Here is a 16,064-nt window from a genome sequence, read left to right on the forward strand (position 1 = left end):
TGTAATTGAAGGTATTAGTTGTATTCGGTACCAGACCTGAAGCAATAAAAATGTGTCCTCTTATTTTAGAAATGAAAAACCGCCCTGAAATGGAAACTGTTATCTGCTTAACCGGACAGCATAAGGAAATGTTAAGACAGGTAATGGATGTTTTTAATATCAGTGAGTCATATAATCTCGATATAATGAAACATAGACAGACATTAACAAGCATAACGGCTTCCATTCTGGAAAAATTGGAACCCATTTTATTGAAGGAAGAACCGGATGTTGTCCTTGTTCATGGTGATACAACGACATCCTTTGCTGCAGCTTTAGCTGCATTTTATCAAAAAATTCCTGTCGGTCATGTGGAGGCGGGTTTACGAACTAACGATATGTATTCACCATTTCCTGAGGAAATGAATAGGCTTTTGACGGATAGGATAAGTTCTATCTATTTTGCTCCTACCGAACAAAATAAAGAGAATTTATTAAAAGAAGGTATCATAAATAATGTTTATGTTACAGGCAATACCGTTATAGACTCATTTGCAATAACTGTAAAAAAAGATTACACTTTTCATAATCAAACATTAAAGAGAATAGATTTTAGTTCAAAGCGTGTCGTATTAGTTACTGCACATAGAAGGGAAAATCTAGGAACCCCTATAGAAAATATCTGTGATGCAATTTCTAAGTTAGCAAATGAATACGCTGATGTTATTTTTATTTATCCTGTTCATTTAAACCCTGCTATACGTGATCTTGTTTTCGGTAAACTAGCCGGTATAAGTAATATTTTTTTAATTGATCCTGTTGATGTTTTGGATATGCACAATATGATGGCCAGATGCTATATGGTAATGACCGACTCAGGAGGAATACAGGAAGAGGCGCCTCATTTTGGAAAACCTGTTTTAGTGTTAAGAACCGAAACGGAACGCCCTGAAGCTGTAAAAGCCGGAACTGTGATGGTTGTTGGAGTGGATTCCGAAAAAATTTATAAGTCGGCAAAAGATTTGTTGGATGATAGTGTTTTATATTCCAATATGGCTAAAGCTGTTAATCCGTATGGTGACGGCCATGCCGGAAAAAGAATTGTCGATCTTTTATTACAAAAAGTTTTTTAAGGGAATTTTTATGCCTAGGGTCAGCATTGTTTTACCGACATTTAACGGATCAAAATATATTGCAGAATCATTAACAAGTATTATCAATCAAACTTTTACCGATTGGGAACTTATAGTAGTTAATGATTGCTCGACAGATAACACTTTAAATATAATCAATGAATTTTCTTTGAAAGATAGCAGAATAAAAGTTTTTACAAATAAAACAAATTTAAAATTACCTGCATCATTAAATGAAGGTTTTAAACATGCCTCCGGTATGTATTATACTTGGACCAGCGATGATAATAGATATAAGTCTAATGCTCTGGAAGAAATGGTTAAAATCTTGGATGTTAATCCGGATCTTGGACTTTTATACTGTAATATGGATATCATAAATGAAGCAGGTGAGGTTATTACTTCTTCCAATACTGTATCCCATCCAAGAAATATTGTAAATTATAATGTAGTAGGTGCTTGTTTTATGTACAGGGCGAATATTGCAAAAAAGATCGGGGGATATGAACCCGATTTTTTTTTAGCTGAAGATTATGAATATTGGTTGAGATTTTTTTTCAGTTCAAGTATTGATGGTTGTAATCTAAATTTATACGAGTACAGACAACATAATAAGAGTTTGACTTCAAGCAGTAGAGGACAGCAAATTCTTTTACAACGGGCGCGAGTTAAGTATAAGTATATTGCTCAATTTTTTGATAATATTTTTGATTTAGTTACAATACATGGCTTGTATTGTGAATTGGTATGCAATGGGATAGCATTAACAAAAAAAGATATAAATCTTTTTAAATCTAAGGATAAAAATATTAGAAGATGGTTTAAAGCCTTTGTTTTTTATAAAAACCATAAGCATATCGGGACAATTTTATATAAAAATTTTAATTTTGAACTACCTGATGGAATATTCGATTTTATTAACTTGCCCGAATCAAGCTTGATGAGGGTAATTAATATAGTTAAAAAAGCCGTAAAATGCATTTTACCTTATGGTTTTGTTAGAATCATACAAAAAATAGAACGACATTAAAAATAATATTTTTTGGAGAGCATAAATATGAAGAAAAAAACGGCAGTAGTAACCGGAGGAACATCAAATGACGTACCTGCAATGGCTTGTCTTGTAATGAATATAAAGGATACTAATCCTAATCTTGCAGATGAGATTGTAATTTTGCATGACGGTATTTCGGAAAAAGATCAGAAGTTGATTAATAGTATTTTTCCTACACGATTTATTTTGTATGAATCACCTTTTGAAAAAGTAGAAGGTTTTAAAGAAGTTATAACTAAATATTTTTCCTTGATGGTTTTTTGCCGTTACGAGTGTTTTAGATTGCTTGAGGATTATGAAATGGTAATATGGACGGATTATGATGTCGTTATTTTAAAAGATCTGTCTGAGCTTAAAAAAAACACGGATTCCGGTATGATATTTTCGTATACACTTGAACCTTTGAGCTCTCAGTTTTATCCTACAATTAGTCAAGTTATAAATACTGAATTTGATCTTACAAAAAAAGGAATCTGTATTCCGATTTTTGTATTAAATCATAAAATTAAGGATTATTTAATTTATTATCAATGGCTTATTGAAAATACTCCAATATATGCGGAGCATTTGCTTTTGCCGGAGGTCGCCATTGTAAATTTACTATTACAGAAATTTAATTTAAATTTTGATACATATATTACAAACAAGTATTATGCACATCCTGTTACGGATAAAGATATGCAGGATATAAAGATTCTTCATGCGTATGGTCGGCCGAAATTTTGGGACGGTATTCATAATGTAACTTGGGAAAAAAACTATAAAAAATGGATTAAAATGGGTGGTAGTCCGTATGAACATCGTACCTTAAAAAGTAAGATTAAAAGAACTTTTCTTTATAGAGGTTTACGAAAAGTGTTGAGGTCTTTTGTAAGATGAAAACAATAATTTTAGCGGGAGGACTTGGTACACGCCTTTCGGAAGAAACCGATTTAAAGCCTAAGCCCATGGTAGAGATAGGCGGAAAACCTATTCTTTGGCATATAATGAAGATATATTCTCACTATGGATATAATGATTTTATAATTTGTTGTGGATATAAGTCTTATTATATAAAGGATTATTTTTATCACTACTATATGCACTCAAGCGATATTACAGTAGATTTGGTTTCTAATGATGTTACCTATCACGATTCAGACTCGGAACCATGGAAAATTACATTGGTTGATACAGGTCTTAATACTATGACCGGAGGCAGAATCAAACGTGTTCAAAAATATATCGGTAATGAACCCTTTATGCTGACATATGGGGATGGCGTGGGGAATATAAATATACCTGAATTGTTGGATTTTCACAAAAGAAATAAAAAGTTGGTAACCCTTACTGCCGTATTGCCTGACGGTAAGTTTGGTGCTTTAAGTTTAAATAATGCTGATGATATAACCGAATTTAGGGAAAAACCTGCTGGTGATGGCAGCTGGATAAACGGAGGATTTTTTGTTTGCCAACCTGAAGTTTTTGACTATATTAAAAAAGGAGATTCGACCATTTTTGAGAGAGAACCATTGGAGGGGCTTGCTCGGGATAACCAATTAAAGGCTTATAAGCATACAGGTTTTTGGAAACCTATGGATACGTTAAAACAAAAAATGGAATTAAATGCTTTATGGAATTCTGATAATCCGCCTTGGAAGGTTTGGAAGTAGAGATGCTTAATTTTTATAAAAATAAACGTATTTTTATTACTGGACACACAGGGTTTAAAGGCACATGGCTTACACGAATTTTAGTTAATGCAGGAGCCAAAGTTACGGGTTATTCTCTTGCACCTCCAACTACACCTTCTTTGTATAAATTGACAGAAACGGATAATGATATAGACTCTATTTTAGGAGATATACGTGATGGTGTAAAGTTAGTTGAATCTGTAAAGGCTGCTAAACCTGATATTATATTTCATTTTGCAGCGCAGCCTTTGGTTCGTCTTTCTTATAAAGAACCTGTTGAAACCTATAGCACAAATGTTATGGGAACGGTAAATATTTTAGAAGCTCTCAGGCAATGTAATTCCATAAAATCTTTTGTAAATATCACTACCGATAAGGTATATGAAAACAGAGAATGGTGCTGGGGTTACCGCGAAAATGAAAATCTTTGCGGCTTTGATCCATATTCAAACAGTAAAAGCTGCAGTGAACTTGTTACCTACAGTTATAAAAATTCTTTTTTTATCGAGCCAGATAAACCTGCAATAAGCACTGCCAGAAGCGGAAATGTTATAGGCGGCGGAGATTATGCCGAAGACAGAATAATACCTGATTGTATCAGAGCTATTAAAAATGGTGAAACAATAGTATTAAGGAATCCAAATTCAACTCGTCCTTATCAGCATGTTCTTGAATGTTTATCCGGATACCTGCTTTTAGCAAAAGCACAATATGGAAACAAAAAGCTGGAAGGAGCTTATAATTTTGGTCCTGATGACGAAAGTAATGTTACAACGGGTGAGCTTTCGGATATTTTTTGTAAAGCTTGGGGAAACGGAGCCGCATGGAAAACTAATGCAGAAACTGATGCTCCGCACGAGGCAAACTTTTTAAAACTTGATAATACAAAAGCAAAAAACATATTAAGTTGGAGGCCTCATTGGAATATACGAACGGCTGTTGAAAAAGTTGTAGAATGGGAAAAAGCTGTAATAAATGGTGTATCTCCTAGAGAGATAACTGATAGGCAGATAGTGGAATATTTTAAAGGATTAACCAATGTTTGAAAATATAGTAAAATGGAAGCGCCTATTTATACTTGGTAACATATTTCTCGCTATAAAACATTATACAAGGATGTTTTGATCATGAAGATTCTTTGTACTGGAGCAACCGGTTTTATTGGAACAAACCTGGTATTGGCATTGTTGGATGATAAACATGAAGTCGCTATTTTGAAGCGTAGAACATCTGGTTTAAAACACTTAGAAGCGAAAAAAGATAGTTTAATAGTGTATGATTATTTAAATTATGAGGATATAGATTTTTCCATAAAAAACTATAAGCCGGATGTGATAATTCATTTAGCAACTTTATATATAAATAATCATACAAAAGATGAATTACAATCGTTGCTTGATTCAAATATTGTATTTGGTACACATTTATTGGAGGCAATGAAAACTAACGGCATAACTAAATTATTAAATTTCGGAACGCGCTGGCAGCATATAAATAATCAAATATATAATCCGGCAAATTTGTATGCAGCGACCAAGCAAGCTTTTGCTGATATTCTCTGTTGGTATAGTAAAAACGGTATTATGTCTAAGACCTTGGAATTATGCGACACATTCGGAAAAAATGATACACGAAAAAAAATCGTCAGTTTATTAGTTGATGCTTGTAAAAATAATGTTCCCGTTGAATTATCTAAAGGTGAACAAACTCTAGATATTATCCATGTCGATAATTTAATTCGATATATTATTTCAAATATCAAAAATGACGGTTTTTATGATAACACAGTAGAACAAATTATTGGAGAAGAAATAAAACTAAAAGATTTAGGATTGCTTATTGAAAAATTATATAAGGTAAAAGGACTATTTCTGTGGGGAGCTAAGGATTACCGTATGAATGAAGTAATGTATCCTCCATTGTGTGCAGATATTTCAAAGCATCATATATGCGGAAATTTGGAAACCGAACTCGGCCCCCCCCTGATTTATATGTAGCTAAATATTATTTTACCGGTCGAAAGGTTGCGTAATTATGGAAAAAATTATGCAACGCGGGATTTGTTTGATAACCGGAGTAAACGGTTTTATTGGAAGCCATTTAACAAATTTTTTAACCCAGAATAAAACAAAAGTATATGCAGTGGTAAGAAGTAAAAAATCGGATATTTCATTGCTGAAAAAAAACAGCTATCTTTCTATAATTTATTGTGATATGGATAATATTGCTGCTTTACCGGAGCTAGTACCGAACGAATATTATGATGCTGTTGTACATTTAGCATGGAACGGTTCCTGCGGAAAAATGCGAGCCGATTATCGTATTCAGTTGAAGAATGCGGAGTATACCTGCAATTTAATTTATACACTACAAAAAATAAAATGTAAAAGATTTTTATGTATGGGTACTGTATCTGAGCATTTATCAGAACAAATATTTAATGTTACCTTGCCCCCACCGAATTTAACCTATGCCGCTGCAAAAAAATGTACACATTTTTTAACGGATATAACATGTAAATTACTTAATCAAAAATATATCTGGATGCAGTGCGGCAATGTATACGGTCCTAAAAATTTTTCAGGGAACCTCATAAGTTATACTGTTTCTGAATTGGAAAAAGGACATAAGCCTGTTTATTCATCGGGAAAACAAATTTTGGATTTTGTATATATAGATGATGTTATAACGGCTATTTACTTATTGATATTTTCAACTGATGCGAAAAATTTTTATTACATAGGCTCGGGGAAATCAAAACCGCTCAAAGATTTTTTACATGAAATTGCACATATATATGGTAGAGAGGATGCTATCATATTGAATAAACTTCCCGATGACGGACTTGAATATAATCAGGAATGGTATGATATTTCCACTCTAACAAAAGATACGGGTTTCCATCCGCAATATGATTTCTCACGAGGAATAGCATTAACCATTAAAGGTATACTATGATTCAGCATTTTAATTTTACATTACAAAAAATTGAAGGCGTTTTTTTAATTACGCCCTTTTGTGCACAAGACAATCGTGGAATGTTTATAAAAGATTATTCCGTTGATATTTTTGAGCAAAATAATATACAGCATAATTTGAAAGAGGTTTTTTTACACATATTCTCGCAAAGGCGTTATACGTGCAATGCATTTTCAACGGGAAAAACAACAGGCAAAATTAGTACGGTGTATTAGTGGAAAAGTATTTGACGTTGTTGCTGATTTAAGAAAATCTTCAAAAACATTTGGCAAATGGATGAGTTTTGAATTATCACAAGAAAATCAGCATGAAATTTTAATACCGGAGGGTTGTGCACACGGTTATTTGGTTTTAGAAGATGCGGTTGTATCATATAAATGTGCTGAAGTGTTTTATGCCGAATACGATGACGGTATTATTTGGGATGATCCCGATTTGAATATACAATGGCCACTTGATTTAATTGGTGGAAAGGAAAAATTGATCCTTTCAGAAAAGGATAAAGGATTAAATTCTTTTATGAAATATAAGATGACTGGGTATTAAACTATGAATTTTATGCAAAATATGCTGCGTATTGCAAGAAAAATACGAGGTATCTTCTTCCCCCCCCCGTAGAATATGAAATTTTTTTGGAAAAATTCTATATGAAATTCAAAAATCCTAACTTTTGGCCTGCAGGGATATATGATATAAATAAAATGGAATTAAGTAAACACTCTTATGGAAGACTAAATCTTGCTTATGTGGATAGTGGTATCTTAAAAATAGGCAAATGTTGCTCAATTGCTGAAGATGTAGTTTTTTTATTAGGTGGACATCATCCTTATCAGACAGTATCTACCTTTCCATTTAATGTTTATTATTCCGAAAAAACAAAAAAAATACTAAAGATATATTTAAGAATCTTGATATAGAAAAATTAAAAGATGAAGAATCCATTACAGTTAACGATGATGTATGGATAGGGCATAAGGCTTTTATTTTACCAGGCATAACCATAGGACAAGGTGCTATAGTCGGCGCCTGTGCAGTAGTTACAAAGGATGTTCCACCTTATTCAATTGTAGCCGGTAATCCTGCACGAATTGTAAAATATAGGTTTAATGAAAATATCATAAAAGAATTATTATCTTTTGCCGATTATTCAAAGCTTACAGAGGAGAAAGTTATGAAGTACATGGATTTTTTGCTCACAGAGCCACTTACTGAGGAAAATATTGATAAATTTAGAGAAATATTTGATTAGGATATGTCTATGAAAAATGAAATTGTACCAAGGTATTCAATTATATTACCGGTAAAAAATGTAAGACCTTATATTGAGTCAGTCATTAATTCTGTATTATCACAAAATTATTCGGATTATGAACTAATTATTAGTGATAATCAATCCGATGATGGTACTTCTGAATATGTAGATACAGTCAATCATAAAAATGTAAAAATATTTCACACACCACGGTCTTTTACTATTGCCGAACATTTTGATTGGGCTCAGTCTCATGCTATCGGAACATGGCAGATATATTTAGGGGGGGATGATGCTCTTCAACCATATTTTTTTATTTTGGCTGATAAGCTTGCTGCAATAGCTGAATCAAAAAAAATACAAGCTATTTCAAGCAGACGCGTTTTTTATTTTTGGAAAGATTGCTATGAAAAATATGGTGACGTATGTATATCATATTCGGCAGAAAACAAATATAAAATATTATCAGCTAAAAAAGAAATGTATAAAGCTTTATACAGCAAATTACCGTGTGGATATTTTGATTTACCTCAAATGTATACAACATCACTTTTTCATAGGTCTCTTATAGACAATGTAAAAAAAGTACAACGAGGATTCTTTTTACATCCATATACGGTACAGGATGCTAATCTGGCAGCGATATCTGTATTGTTTTCAAAAAAAATACTTCGCTCTGAAATACCATTGGGCTGGGTCGGCACTTCTCCTAAAACAGCTTTGAGAGAAAAAACATGGAATGATAATTTTAAATTGAGATCTGAAACAGGAGATTTTAATATTGAATCTGCTGAATTATATTTATGGGATGCTTTATTAACTATTATGGAAACTGTTCCGAACTTAAAAATAAAAAAACTTTTTTCTTCTTTTTTAAAAGTTAAAATGTTTTCATCTATACTTGCAAATATTGAATATGCAAAAGAACCAAGTAAGTATGACGCTTTGTTAAAAGTAATAAAAGTAAATAATTGTAATATAACAGTTGTTAAATTATATAGTAAAATTTCTGTTATTTATATAAAAATTTTGAATTTCATAAGATGTATACTTTTTTTCCCTTGGCGTTGTATCAGATATATTTTAAGACGTATTCCTTTCACTAAAAAATACTTTATAAAAAACGATATTAGTCTGTATATTTCTTGGAATGATGATCCCAATATGACAATGCAAAAAGCATCAAAAATGGTTATGGATTTGATAAATAAAAACATAAATTTTGAAGAACTTAAAATGTAATAAACCTGTTTATAATTGATTAGTTAATTTTAATAAAAATTACTAAAATAAAATTAAAACTCAATGTTACTGTTATTGAGTTAAAAAATATAGTAATTGACGCCACTATGAATAAACTCACAGTCTTAATGCCTTCTTATAATCGAGGGGCATATGTTAATGAAGCAGTAACCTCCGTCTTAAACCAAAAAACTGATTTTGGCGTTAAGCTTATTATAACGGACGATTGTTCGACGGATGGGTCTATTGAAATAATAAAAGAACTACAAAGGCAATATCCCGAAAAAATTGAAATAATTTTATCCGAAAAAAACGAACGGCTTCTTGCTAACATTCTTAAAGCTCAAGTAAGGGTGCGGACTGAATATTTTTGTGTGCTCGATCCGGACGATTATTATACTGATGAGTTTTTTTTACAAAAAGCGGTTGATTTCCTTGATGCTCATAAAGATTTTACAATTTATAGCTCTAATTGTATGATGTTGTATGAGAACAAAACCAAAAAGCCGTTTATTGAAAGTAATGTAAAAGAAGCTATATTTGATTTTAATGATTTATTGCAAGATAAAGTTATTATAACGCAAACTGCCGGAAGCATTTTTAGAAATATCGTGTATAATAATGGTATTCCTCAGATAATAAAAGAATCTATAGGTACGCCGAGCGAATCGTCTTTTCGTGCCGATACCGAACGCTATATATTTCATTTGAAAAAAGGAAAGGCTTTTTTTAAAAATGAGATTGTTGCCGTATATAGGATACATAAAGATGGAATATGGACAAAAGAAAATCAATTTCACCGTAACTTACTTGCTGCACAGGCTTATTATGATTATTTTAGATACTTCAACTATACTCATGCCGAGTATTTTATACGTCATTCATTGTTTTATACAAAAGAATGTTTTGAAGAATTAAAAAAAGCAATAGATAAAAACGAATTTACACAAACGATTATGCAATCTGATGTAGAACAGTTATTTTCCATAATCATCGAAGATGAAAAATATTTTAACAAAACAGCTAAGGATAATGACAAATTTTATATAAAAAAAACTTTAACGGTAAGAAAAGTAATCAAGTGTCTGTTGCCATACGGTTTTGTGCGTCTGATTCAAAAAATAAGGAGATAATAATATGACTCTTCCCCCCCCAATAATTATAGGTACTTCCAGTTTTGCGCAATCAGGAGGTTCCGCTATTACAAATATTTTAGAAGAATTTTCTGCCTTTTCAGTTCTTAAGGGTGGAGCGGAATTTGAATGTAAATTTTTTACCGAAAATATATTTGCTTTGGAAACTGCTTTGAAAATAGGTAACGGTATAGATAAGGCTGTGAAAGCTTTTTTATATAATGCACTACAAGTTTCAAAGGATATTGATTATAAAAATAATTTCGGACCCGATTTTTTAAATTATACAATTGAATATGTAAATTCCGTTACGGAAAATTATCTAGGTGCCGTTCATAAAGATTATGATTATGCCTTTCTTGATCCGGCTGAACATGCTATATTCTCAAAAGCACAAAAGCTTTATAATTATAAGTACGGTAAACGCTCTTACGAAGCCTATGAACCGTACCATTGGGAACCTTCTTACGCTCCTTTTGGGAAAGTATATTACGGTAATTTTCCGAATGATTTTTATGATAAAACCCAAAAATATATAGAAAAAGTATTTTCGCCTCTTTATGAAAATGGAAAGAATTATATACTTGCAGATGCTATTTATAGTGCAACTACAATAACACCGCAAGAATTAATGTACTATAAAGATTCAAAGGCATTAATTGCCAATAGGGATCCTCGTGATTTATATGTGATGAATAAAGAAATATACGGCGAGTGGTTTATTCCGACTTGGAATGTAGAAGCTTGGATTAAATATTATAAAAATAGGCGGCAAAGTATTAAACCTCAAAAAGAAAACAATAAAGATAATATCTTACATCTTCAATTTGAAGAGCTTATTTACAATTATGAAGAAAGTTTAGCAAAAATTAAAGAGTTTTTAAACTTAAAAGATTCGGAGCATACAAAAAAAGGACAAATCTTTATTCCGGAAAAATCACAGACGAACACTCAAATGTTTAGAAAGTATCCGCAGTATTTAAAAGATATTGAAAAAATAGAGAAGGAATTGTCTGAATTCTGTTATCCTTACTCCGAAACTCAAATACGCCATTTTCTTCCCGAAGAAATAAAAAGTGAACACCGAGAAACACTGGAAGATATACGCAAAACTGTTTGTATTTTTCAAAAAACAGGAAAGTTGCCGTTTTCAAATATAAAAGGGGCAGGTATTTTTACAATTCTTTCTAAAAATATACAAACATTTAAAAACCGCAAGACTATAACGGCATATATAAAAGGTTGTATTAAAATTATAATAGGTTTGTGTCTTTTTCCATTTGATTTTATTTATCAGCTTATTTCAATTAAAAAATATCAAAATGATAATAAAAACAGAACAATCGAATTTAAATAATGTAGTCGAAATATATGTTAAAATATAAAATTGCAGTAGCCGGAACCGGCTATGTCGGATTAAGTATTGCCGTTCTCCTTTCGCAGCATAATGAAGTTTATGCGGTAGATATAGTACCTGACAGGGTTAATCTTATAAATAATAAAAAATCTCCTATTCAGGATAAGGAGATAGAAGATTATCTTTTAACAAAGCCGCTTAATCTTAAAGCTACGCTTGATGCAGTTTCTGCGTATTCTAATGCGGATTTTGTTGTAATTGCGACACCTACTAATTATGATCCGCAAAAAAATTTTTTTGATACAAGTGCTGTTGAAGCCGTAATAAAACTTGTTATGCATTATAATCCTAATGCTGTTATGGTTATCAAATCTACTATTCCGGTCGGTTTTACAAAAACAATACGGGAAAAAACCGGAAGCAAAAATATTTTATTTAGTCCGGAGTTTTTACGTGAAAGTAATGCTCTTTTTGATAACCTTCATCCAAGCAGAATTATTGTAGGCACGGATTTAGAAGATAAAAGACTCACTGAGGCAGCTAAAGAGTTTGCCCGATTATTGCAAGAAGGGGCTGTCAAAGAAAATATTGATACGCTGTTTATGGATTTTACTGAGGCGGAAGCTGTAAAGCTATTTGCAAATACCTATCTGGCTCTGAGAGTGAGCTTTTTTAATGAACTTGATACATACTCAGAACTGAAGGGGTTGAATACTCAGTCGATAATAAACGGTGTTTGTCTTGATCCGAGAATAGGGGCTTTTTATAATAATCCTTCATTTGGATATGGTGGTTATTGCCTTCCAAAAGATACAAAGCAGCTTTTAGCTAACTATCAGGATGTCCCGCAAAATCTTATTCAAGCAATTGTGGAATCCAATAGAACGCGAAAAGATTTTATTGCCGATAGAATTTTGCAAAAAGCCGGATATTATGATTATTCTGCTTCGGTTTCTTTTGATTCTTTTTCCGAAAAGAAGATAACTATAGGCGTCTATCGTCTTATTATGAAATCAAATAGCGATAACTTTCGCCAAAGTTCAATTCAAGGTATTATGAAACGTATTAAAGCAAAAGGTGCTGATGTTATCATATATGAACCTAATTTAAATGACGGCGAAACATTTTTCGGCAGTCTTGTTGTAAATGATTTGGAAAAATTTAAAAAAATGAGTGCAGTTATAATTGCAAACCGTTATGATTCTTTACTTGCCGATGTTCAAGAAAAAATATATACGCGGGATTTATTTGGAAGGGACTAGGGTTTGATATGAATACGAAAATCACGGTAGTAATTCCTACATATAATAAAGCTGCTTATATTTCTCAAACAATCGAAAGTATTTTAAGGCAAACCTATCAGGATTTTGAAATTGTCATAATAGACGATTGCTCAAAAGATGATACTGAACTTGTTGTTCAAAAATACTTGTCTGATAAGATTCGTTATTTTAAGCATACTAGAAATTGGGGGCCGGGTGCGACTTTTAATGATGGAATTGAAAAGTCAAATACGGAATATATAACTTTGATTGCAAGTGATGATGTTTTACTTCCGAATCATCTTGAACAAGTAATGCTTCAATTTAAAAAAGATGATTTAGTTGAAACAGTTTTTCCTAAACTTAAAGTAATAGATGAAAATAGTAATGATTTAAATGAAATTATTCAACAACCTTTTTTTGATAAATATAAGATGCTTAATCATCTTTTTTATGCAGGGAACGATATTCCTTCTCCCGGTGTTTCCTTTAAAAAAACTTTGTTTAAGAAAACTGCTGCTTATAATCAGAATTTGATTATGATGCATGACTATGATTTGAATGTGCGCTGTCTTATGCACGGAAAAACGGCTGTAGTTAATGAGCCTACTGTTTTTTATAGGAGATTTTCAAATCCAATAATAAATTTAAGCGGTAAAACAAGATGGCTTGATATGTGCCGTTCTATTGAAAGTAAATTTGTCCTTGATAATTATTTGAACTTAGACTATTATGAAATAAAGAAAGTTTTTCCTCAGTTAAAAACGTATAATCAAGAAGAGATAAAATTCAGGCTGCTTATTGATACTTGTAAAAATAAACAGTTGCGTTTAAGTTCTTGGGCCTTTGAGCGTCTTATTACATATCTTGAAAATAATAAAGATTTTTTTAGTACTAATGTGTTTGATTTTCAATACAAAGATTATATTGACTTATATAAAATAAATGCAAAAAATGTTATTGGGAAAACTCATAAAGAAAAACTATATAATGATGCAAAAATATTGATAAAAAAAATGTTCGGACTGAATTAAATTGTTTTAGCTGATATTCGAGGATAGATATGAAAGAAATAGAAGTTCCTAAGATTACCGACGGGCGCGGTAATCTTTCTTTTTTTGAAAGTGAACGAGCAGTTCCTTTTAAAATTAAAGGTGTATTTCTTATTAACATATATAATACCGGTGAGGAATATAAATTTACTAATAATGACTATTCAGAGTTTTTTATTACGCCGCTTTCAGGCAGTTTTTTGTTAGATGATAATAGTGCGCCGAAAAAAGAGTCAAACACTATATTCTTAAAAAATGCGAATAAAAGTTTATATATAGAAAGCAATACAGACTTTACTTTGCGGCAATTCGCTGAAAATACGGTCATTCTTATACTGTCCTCAAAAGAATCTATTAATTTTGTACGGAAAATCTAGATGAATACAGTTGATAACTGCATTTTGTTGAATTTGCATAAAGATTATACTAATAATATAACGAATCTCAATTATAAAAGTACCGTCCCGTTTGAGGTGAAACGAATTTATTACCTTTATGGTATACCTGAAACTCAAGATAGAGGCGCTCATGCACATAAAGAACTATTTCAACTTCTTCTTGCCGCTTCAGGATCTTTTAATGTTGAACTTGATGATGGAAAAAATAAGAAAAATTTCTTTTTAAATAGTCCGTCAAAGGGATTATTGATAGTTCCCGGTATTTGGCGGAATCTTACGGATTTTTCTTTTGGTTCGGTAGCGCTGGTGCTTGCTTCCGAATATTATACCGAAGATGATTATATCAGAAACTATGATGAATTTTTACAATACAGAAAATAAGTGAATATTAGGAATACAGTAAAAAATGTTTAAAATAGAACCTTATGAAAAAAAATATGAACAGCTTTGGGATGATTTTGTTTTAAATAAGTCGGTTAATGGAACTTTTTTACAGAGTAGAAATTTTTTAAATTACCATCCTGAGGATAGATTTAAGGATTGTTCTCTTTTAATTTTTAATCAAAAGGACAACTTGGCTGCTGTAATTCCTGCTTGTAAGGATCCTAAGGATCCGGCTTGTTTTTTTTCTCACAAAGGTTCTACCTACGGCGGCATAATTATCGATAAAAAGCATTATTCAGGTAATAGCCTTTTGGAAATAATTGAAGTTTTTGAACAGTATTTAAAAGAACATCGATTTACTTCCGTTTATTTAAAAATAACGCCGGATATTTTATCTATTGAAAGTCCTGCACTTTTAGAATATCTTTTGTATTATAAAAAATATCAACAATATTCCGAACTGAATACATATATTGATTTGGAAAATTATGATGATTTTATCCTTACCAATTTTATTCAAGGGAAAAGGACTCATGTAAATAATTGCTTAAAATTGGGAGCAGTGTGCAAAAAAATAGGTTCAAATGTAGAGATAGAACTATTGCATGAAATTATAAGTTCAAATTTAAGGAAATATGGAGTTATTCCTGTTCATTCTTTTAATGAATTTATTTTATTGAAGGAAAAATGTGTTACAAATAATATTTCCTTTTTCAAATGTGTATTAAATGATGATATAATTGGCGGCGCTGTAGTTTTTTATTTTCCAAAAACAAAAACGATACATACTCAATATTTATGCTCTAAAGAAGAATTTGCAAAATTAAGTCCGATGAGTTTTATGTATTATTCTATGATAGTTGAAGCAAAAAAAATAAATTATAAAAAAATATCATGGGGCGTTTCAACCGAGAATTTCGGGCACACTTTGAATCAAGGTTTATTAAAAAATAAAGAATCATACGGTAGTACTTATTCGATGAATAAAACTTTTTATAAAATGTTAACACTGGAGGTATAAATGCGAGATATAGAAAAATATGGAGAAGATTATAAAACAAAAAATGATTTTGAAGCCGTGCAGGTGTCATACCGAAGAAAAAAGGTGTTGGAATGTTTAAATAATGTTACCTCCCCCCCCGACAAATATTAGAAATTGGGTGCGG

18 protein-coding genes and 1 pseudogene are annotated in these 16,064 nt (G+C 31.5%); all 19 read left to right on the top strand.

Features of this window, described 5'->3' with window-relative positions; genetic code table 11:
* The first annotated feature begins 5 nt into the window (after window positions 1-5).
* The 19 genes and pseudogenes from wecB to JO40_RS15080 all read left to right on the top strand — a co-directional run bounded on the left by wecB (window position 6) and on the right by JO40_RS15080 (window position 16,051).
* Window positions 6-1,112 carry a non-hydrolyzing UDP-N-acetylglucosamine 2-epimerase gene (gene wecB / locus JO40_RS09305; RefSeq protein ID WP_084224535.1) on the top strand — a complete coding sequence of 369 codons (1,107 nt, stop codon included), beginning with the start codon at window positions 6-8 and terminating at the stop codon, window positions 1,110-1,112.
* Entirely contained in the window at window positions 1,066-2,142 is a 1,077-nt protein-coding gene (locus JO40_RS09310; protein ID WP_245608831.1) for a glycosyltransferase family 2 protein, read from the top strand. Before wecB ends, JO40_RS09310 begins: the two co-directional genes overlap by 47 nt.
* Before the next feature lie 27 nt (window positions 2,143-2,169).
* Window positions 2,170-3,045 (top strand): glycosyltransferase, encoded by an 876-nt coding sequence (locus tag JO40_RS09315; protein ID WP_044979093.1) that lies wholly within the window; start codon window positions 2,170-2,172, stop codon window positions 3,043-3,045.
* Complete coding sequence (gene rfbF, locus JO40_RS09320) at window positions 3,042-3,818, top strand: glucose-1-phosphate cytidylyltransferase (RefSeq protein ID WP_044979094.1); 777 nt, start codon at window positions 3,042-3,044, stop codon at window positions 3,816-3,818. The genes JO40_RS09315 and rfbF overlap by 4 nt, the downstream gene beginning before the upstream one ends.
* A gap of 2 nt (window positions 3,819-3,820) precedes the next feature.
* On the top strand, window positions 3,821-4,885 hold the full coding sequence (gene rfbG / locus JO40_RS09325) for a CDP-glucose 4,6-dehydratase (protein WP_044979095.1): 1,065 nt from the start codon (window positions 3,821-3,823) through the stop codon (window positions 4,883-4,885).
* 81 nt (window positions 4,886-4,966) lie between these two features.
* Window positions 4,967-5,836, top strand: a complete 870-nt coding sequence (locus JO40_RS09330; RefSeq protein ID WP_049992360.1) for an NAD-dependent epimerase/dehydratase family protein — start codon at window positions 4,967-4,969, stop codon at window positions 5,834-5,836.
* A 37-nt stretch (window positions 5,837-5,873) separates the two neighbouring features.
* Complete coding sequence (locus JO40_RS09335) at window positions 5,874-6,797, top strand: NAD-dependent epimerase/dehydratase family protein (RefSeq protein WP_044979096.1); 924 nt, start codon at window positions 5,874-5,876, stop codon at window positions 6,795-6,797.
* Window positions 6,798-6,965: 168 nt separating this feature from the next.
* A pseudogene (locus tag JO40_RS09340) lies at window positions 6,966-7,364 on the top strand (dTDP-4-dehydrorhamnose 3,5-epimerase family protein); the annotation flags it as partial.
* A 101-nt stretch (window positions 7,365-7,465) separates the two neighbouring features.
* Window positions 7,466-7,735 carry an LbetaH domain-containing protein gene (locus JO40_RS14765; protein ID WP_245608832.1) on the top strand — a complete coding sequence of 90 codons (270 nt, stop codon included), beginning with the start codon at window positions 7,466-7,468 and terminating at the stop codon, window positions 7,733-7,735.
* 65 nt (window positions 7,736-7,800) lie between these two features.
* Window positions 7,801-8,067: an LbetaH domain-containing protein gene (locus JO40_RS15075; protein WP_276324862.1), complete on the top strand. Its 267-nt coding sequence runs from the start codon at window positions 7,801-7,803 to the stop codon at window positions 8,065-8,067.
* Window positions 8,068-8,076: 9 nt separating this feature from the next.
* A complete protein-coding gene (locus JO40_RS09350; RefSeq protein WP_044979097.1) occupies window positions 8,077-9,312 on the top strand; it encodes a glycosyltransferase family 2 protein in 1,236 nt (411 codons plus the stop codon).
* A gap of 107 nt (window positions 9,313-9,419) precedes the next feature.
* Window positions 9,420-10,445 (top strand): glycosyltransferase family 2 protein, encoded by a 1,026-nt coding sequence (locus tag JO40_RS09355; protein WP_044979098.1) that lies wholly within the window; start codon window positions 9,420-9,422, stop codon window positions 10,443-10,445.
* Window positions 10,446-10,449: 4 nt separating this feature from the next.
* A complete protein-coding gene (locus JO40_RS09360; protein WP_044979099.1) occupies window positions 10,450-11,802 on the top strand; it encodes a sulfotransferase family protein in 1,353 nt (450 codons plus the stop codon).
* Between the two features lie 14 nt (window positions 11,803-11,816).
* A complete protein-coding gene (locus JO40_RS09365; protein WP_044979100.1) occupies window positions 11,817-13,064 on the top strand; it encodes a nucleotide sugar dehydrogenase in 1,248 nt (415 codons plus the stop codon).
* 8 nt (window positions 13,065-13,072) lie between these two features.
* On the top strand, window positions 13,073-14,098 hold the full coding sequence (locus JO40_RS09370; RefSeq protein WP_044979101.1) for a glycosyltransferase: 1,026 nt from the start codon (window positions 13,073-13,075) through the stop codon (window positions 14,096-14,098).
* A 29-nt stretch (window positions 14,099-14,127) separates the two neighbouring features.
* The gene (locus tag JO40_RS09375; RefSeq protein ID WP_044979102.1) at window positions 14,128-14,493 is read left to right on the top strand and encodes a sugar 3,4-ketoisomerase; all 366 of its coding nucleotides are present in this window, start codon (window positions 14,128-14,130) and stop codon (window positions 14,491-14,493) included.
* Entirely contained in the window at window positions 14,494-14,895 is a 402-nt protein-coding gene (locus tag JO40_RS09380; RefSeq protein WP_044979103.1) for a sugar 3,4-ketoisomerase, read from the top strand.
* Between the two features lie 25 nt (window positions 14,896-14,920).
* Entirely contained in the window at window positions 14,921-15,919 is a 999-nt protein-coding gene (locus JO40_RS09385) for a hypothetical protein (RefSeq protein WP_044979104.1), read from the top strand.
* Window positions 15,920-16,051, top strand: a complete 132-nt coding sequence (locus JO40_RS15080) for a hypothetical protein (RefSeq protein WP_276324829.1) — start codon at window positions 15,920-15,922, stop codon at window positions 16,049-16,051.
* Window positions 16,052-16,064 lie beyond the last annotated feature (13 nt).

The organism is Treponema putidum, from assembly GCF_000755145.1.
GTDB lineage: Bacteria > Spirochaetota > Spirochaetia > Treponematales > Treponemataceae > Treponema_B > Treponema_B putidum.

Bases quoted from the DNA above. Each gene is read 5' to 3' on its own strand.
- JO40_RS09310 (WP_245608831.1), top strand. From the start codon at position 1,066: ATGCCGGAAAAAGAATTGTCGATCTTTTATTACAAAAAGTTTTTTAAG.
- JO40_RS09315 (WP_044979093.1), top strand. From the start codon at position 2,170: ATGAAGAAAAAAACGGCAGTAGTAACCGGAGGAACATCAAATGACGTA.
- rfbF (WP_044979094.1), top strand. From the start codon at position 3,042: ATGAAAACAATAATTTTAGCGGGAGGACTTGGTACACGCCTTTCGGAA.
- rfbG (WP_044979095.1), top strand. From the start codon at position 3,821: ATGCTTAATTTTTATAAAAATAAACGTATTTTTATTACTGGACACACA.
- JO40_RS09330 (WP_049992360.1), top strand. From the start codon at position 4,967: ATGAAGATTCTTTGTACTGGAGCAACCGGTTTTATTGGAACAAACCTG.
- JO40_RS09335 (WP_044979096.1), top strand. From the start codon at position 5,874: ATGGAAAAAATTATGCAACGCGGGATTTGTTTGATAACCGGAGTAAAC.
- JO40_RS14765 (WP_245608832.1), top strand. From the start codon at position 7,466: ATGAAATTCAAAAATCCTAACTTTTGGCCTGCAGGGATATATGATATA.
- JO40_RS09350 (WP_044979097.1), top strand. From the start codon at position 8,077: ATGAAAAATGAAATTGTACCAAGGTATTCAATTATATTACCGGTAAAA.
- JO40_RS09355 (WP_044979098.1), top strand. From the start codon at position 9,420: ATGAATAAACTCACAGTCTTAATGCCTTCTTATAATCGAGGGGCATAT.
- JO40_RS09360 (WP_044979099.1), top strand. From the start codon at position 10,450: ATGACTCTTCCCCCCCCAATAATTATAGGTACTTCCAGTTTTGCGCAA.
- JO40_RS09365 (WP_044979100.1), top strand. From the start codon at position 11,817: ATGTTAAAATATAAAATTGCAGTAGCCGGAACCGGCTATGTCGGATTA.
- JO40_RS09370 (WP_044979101.1), top strand. From the start codon at position 13,073: ATGAATACGAAAATCACGGTAGTAATTCCTACATATAATAAAGCTGCT.
- JO40_RS09375 (WP_044979102.1), top strand. From the start codon at position 14,128: ATGAAAGAAATAGAAGTTCCTAAGATTACCGACGGGCGCGGTAATCTT.
- JO40_RS09380 (WP_044979103.1), top strand. From the start codon at position 14,494: ATGAATACAGTTGATAACTGCATTTTGTTGAATTTGCATAAAGATTAT.
- JO40_RS09385 (WP_044979104.1), top strand. From the start codon at position 14,921: ATGTTTAAAATAGAACCTTATGAAAAAAAATATGAACAGCTTTGGGAT.
- JO40_RS15080 (WP_276324829.1), top strand. From the start codon at position 15,920: ATGCGAGATATAGAAAAATATGGAGAAGATTATAAAACAAAAAATGAT.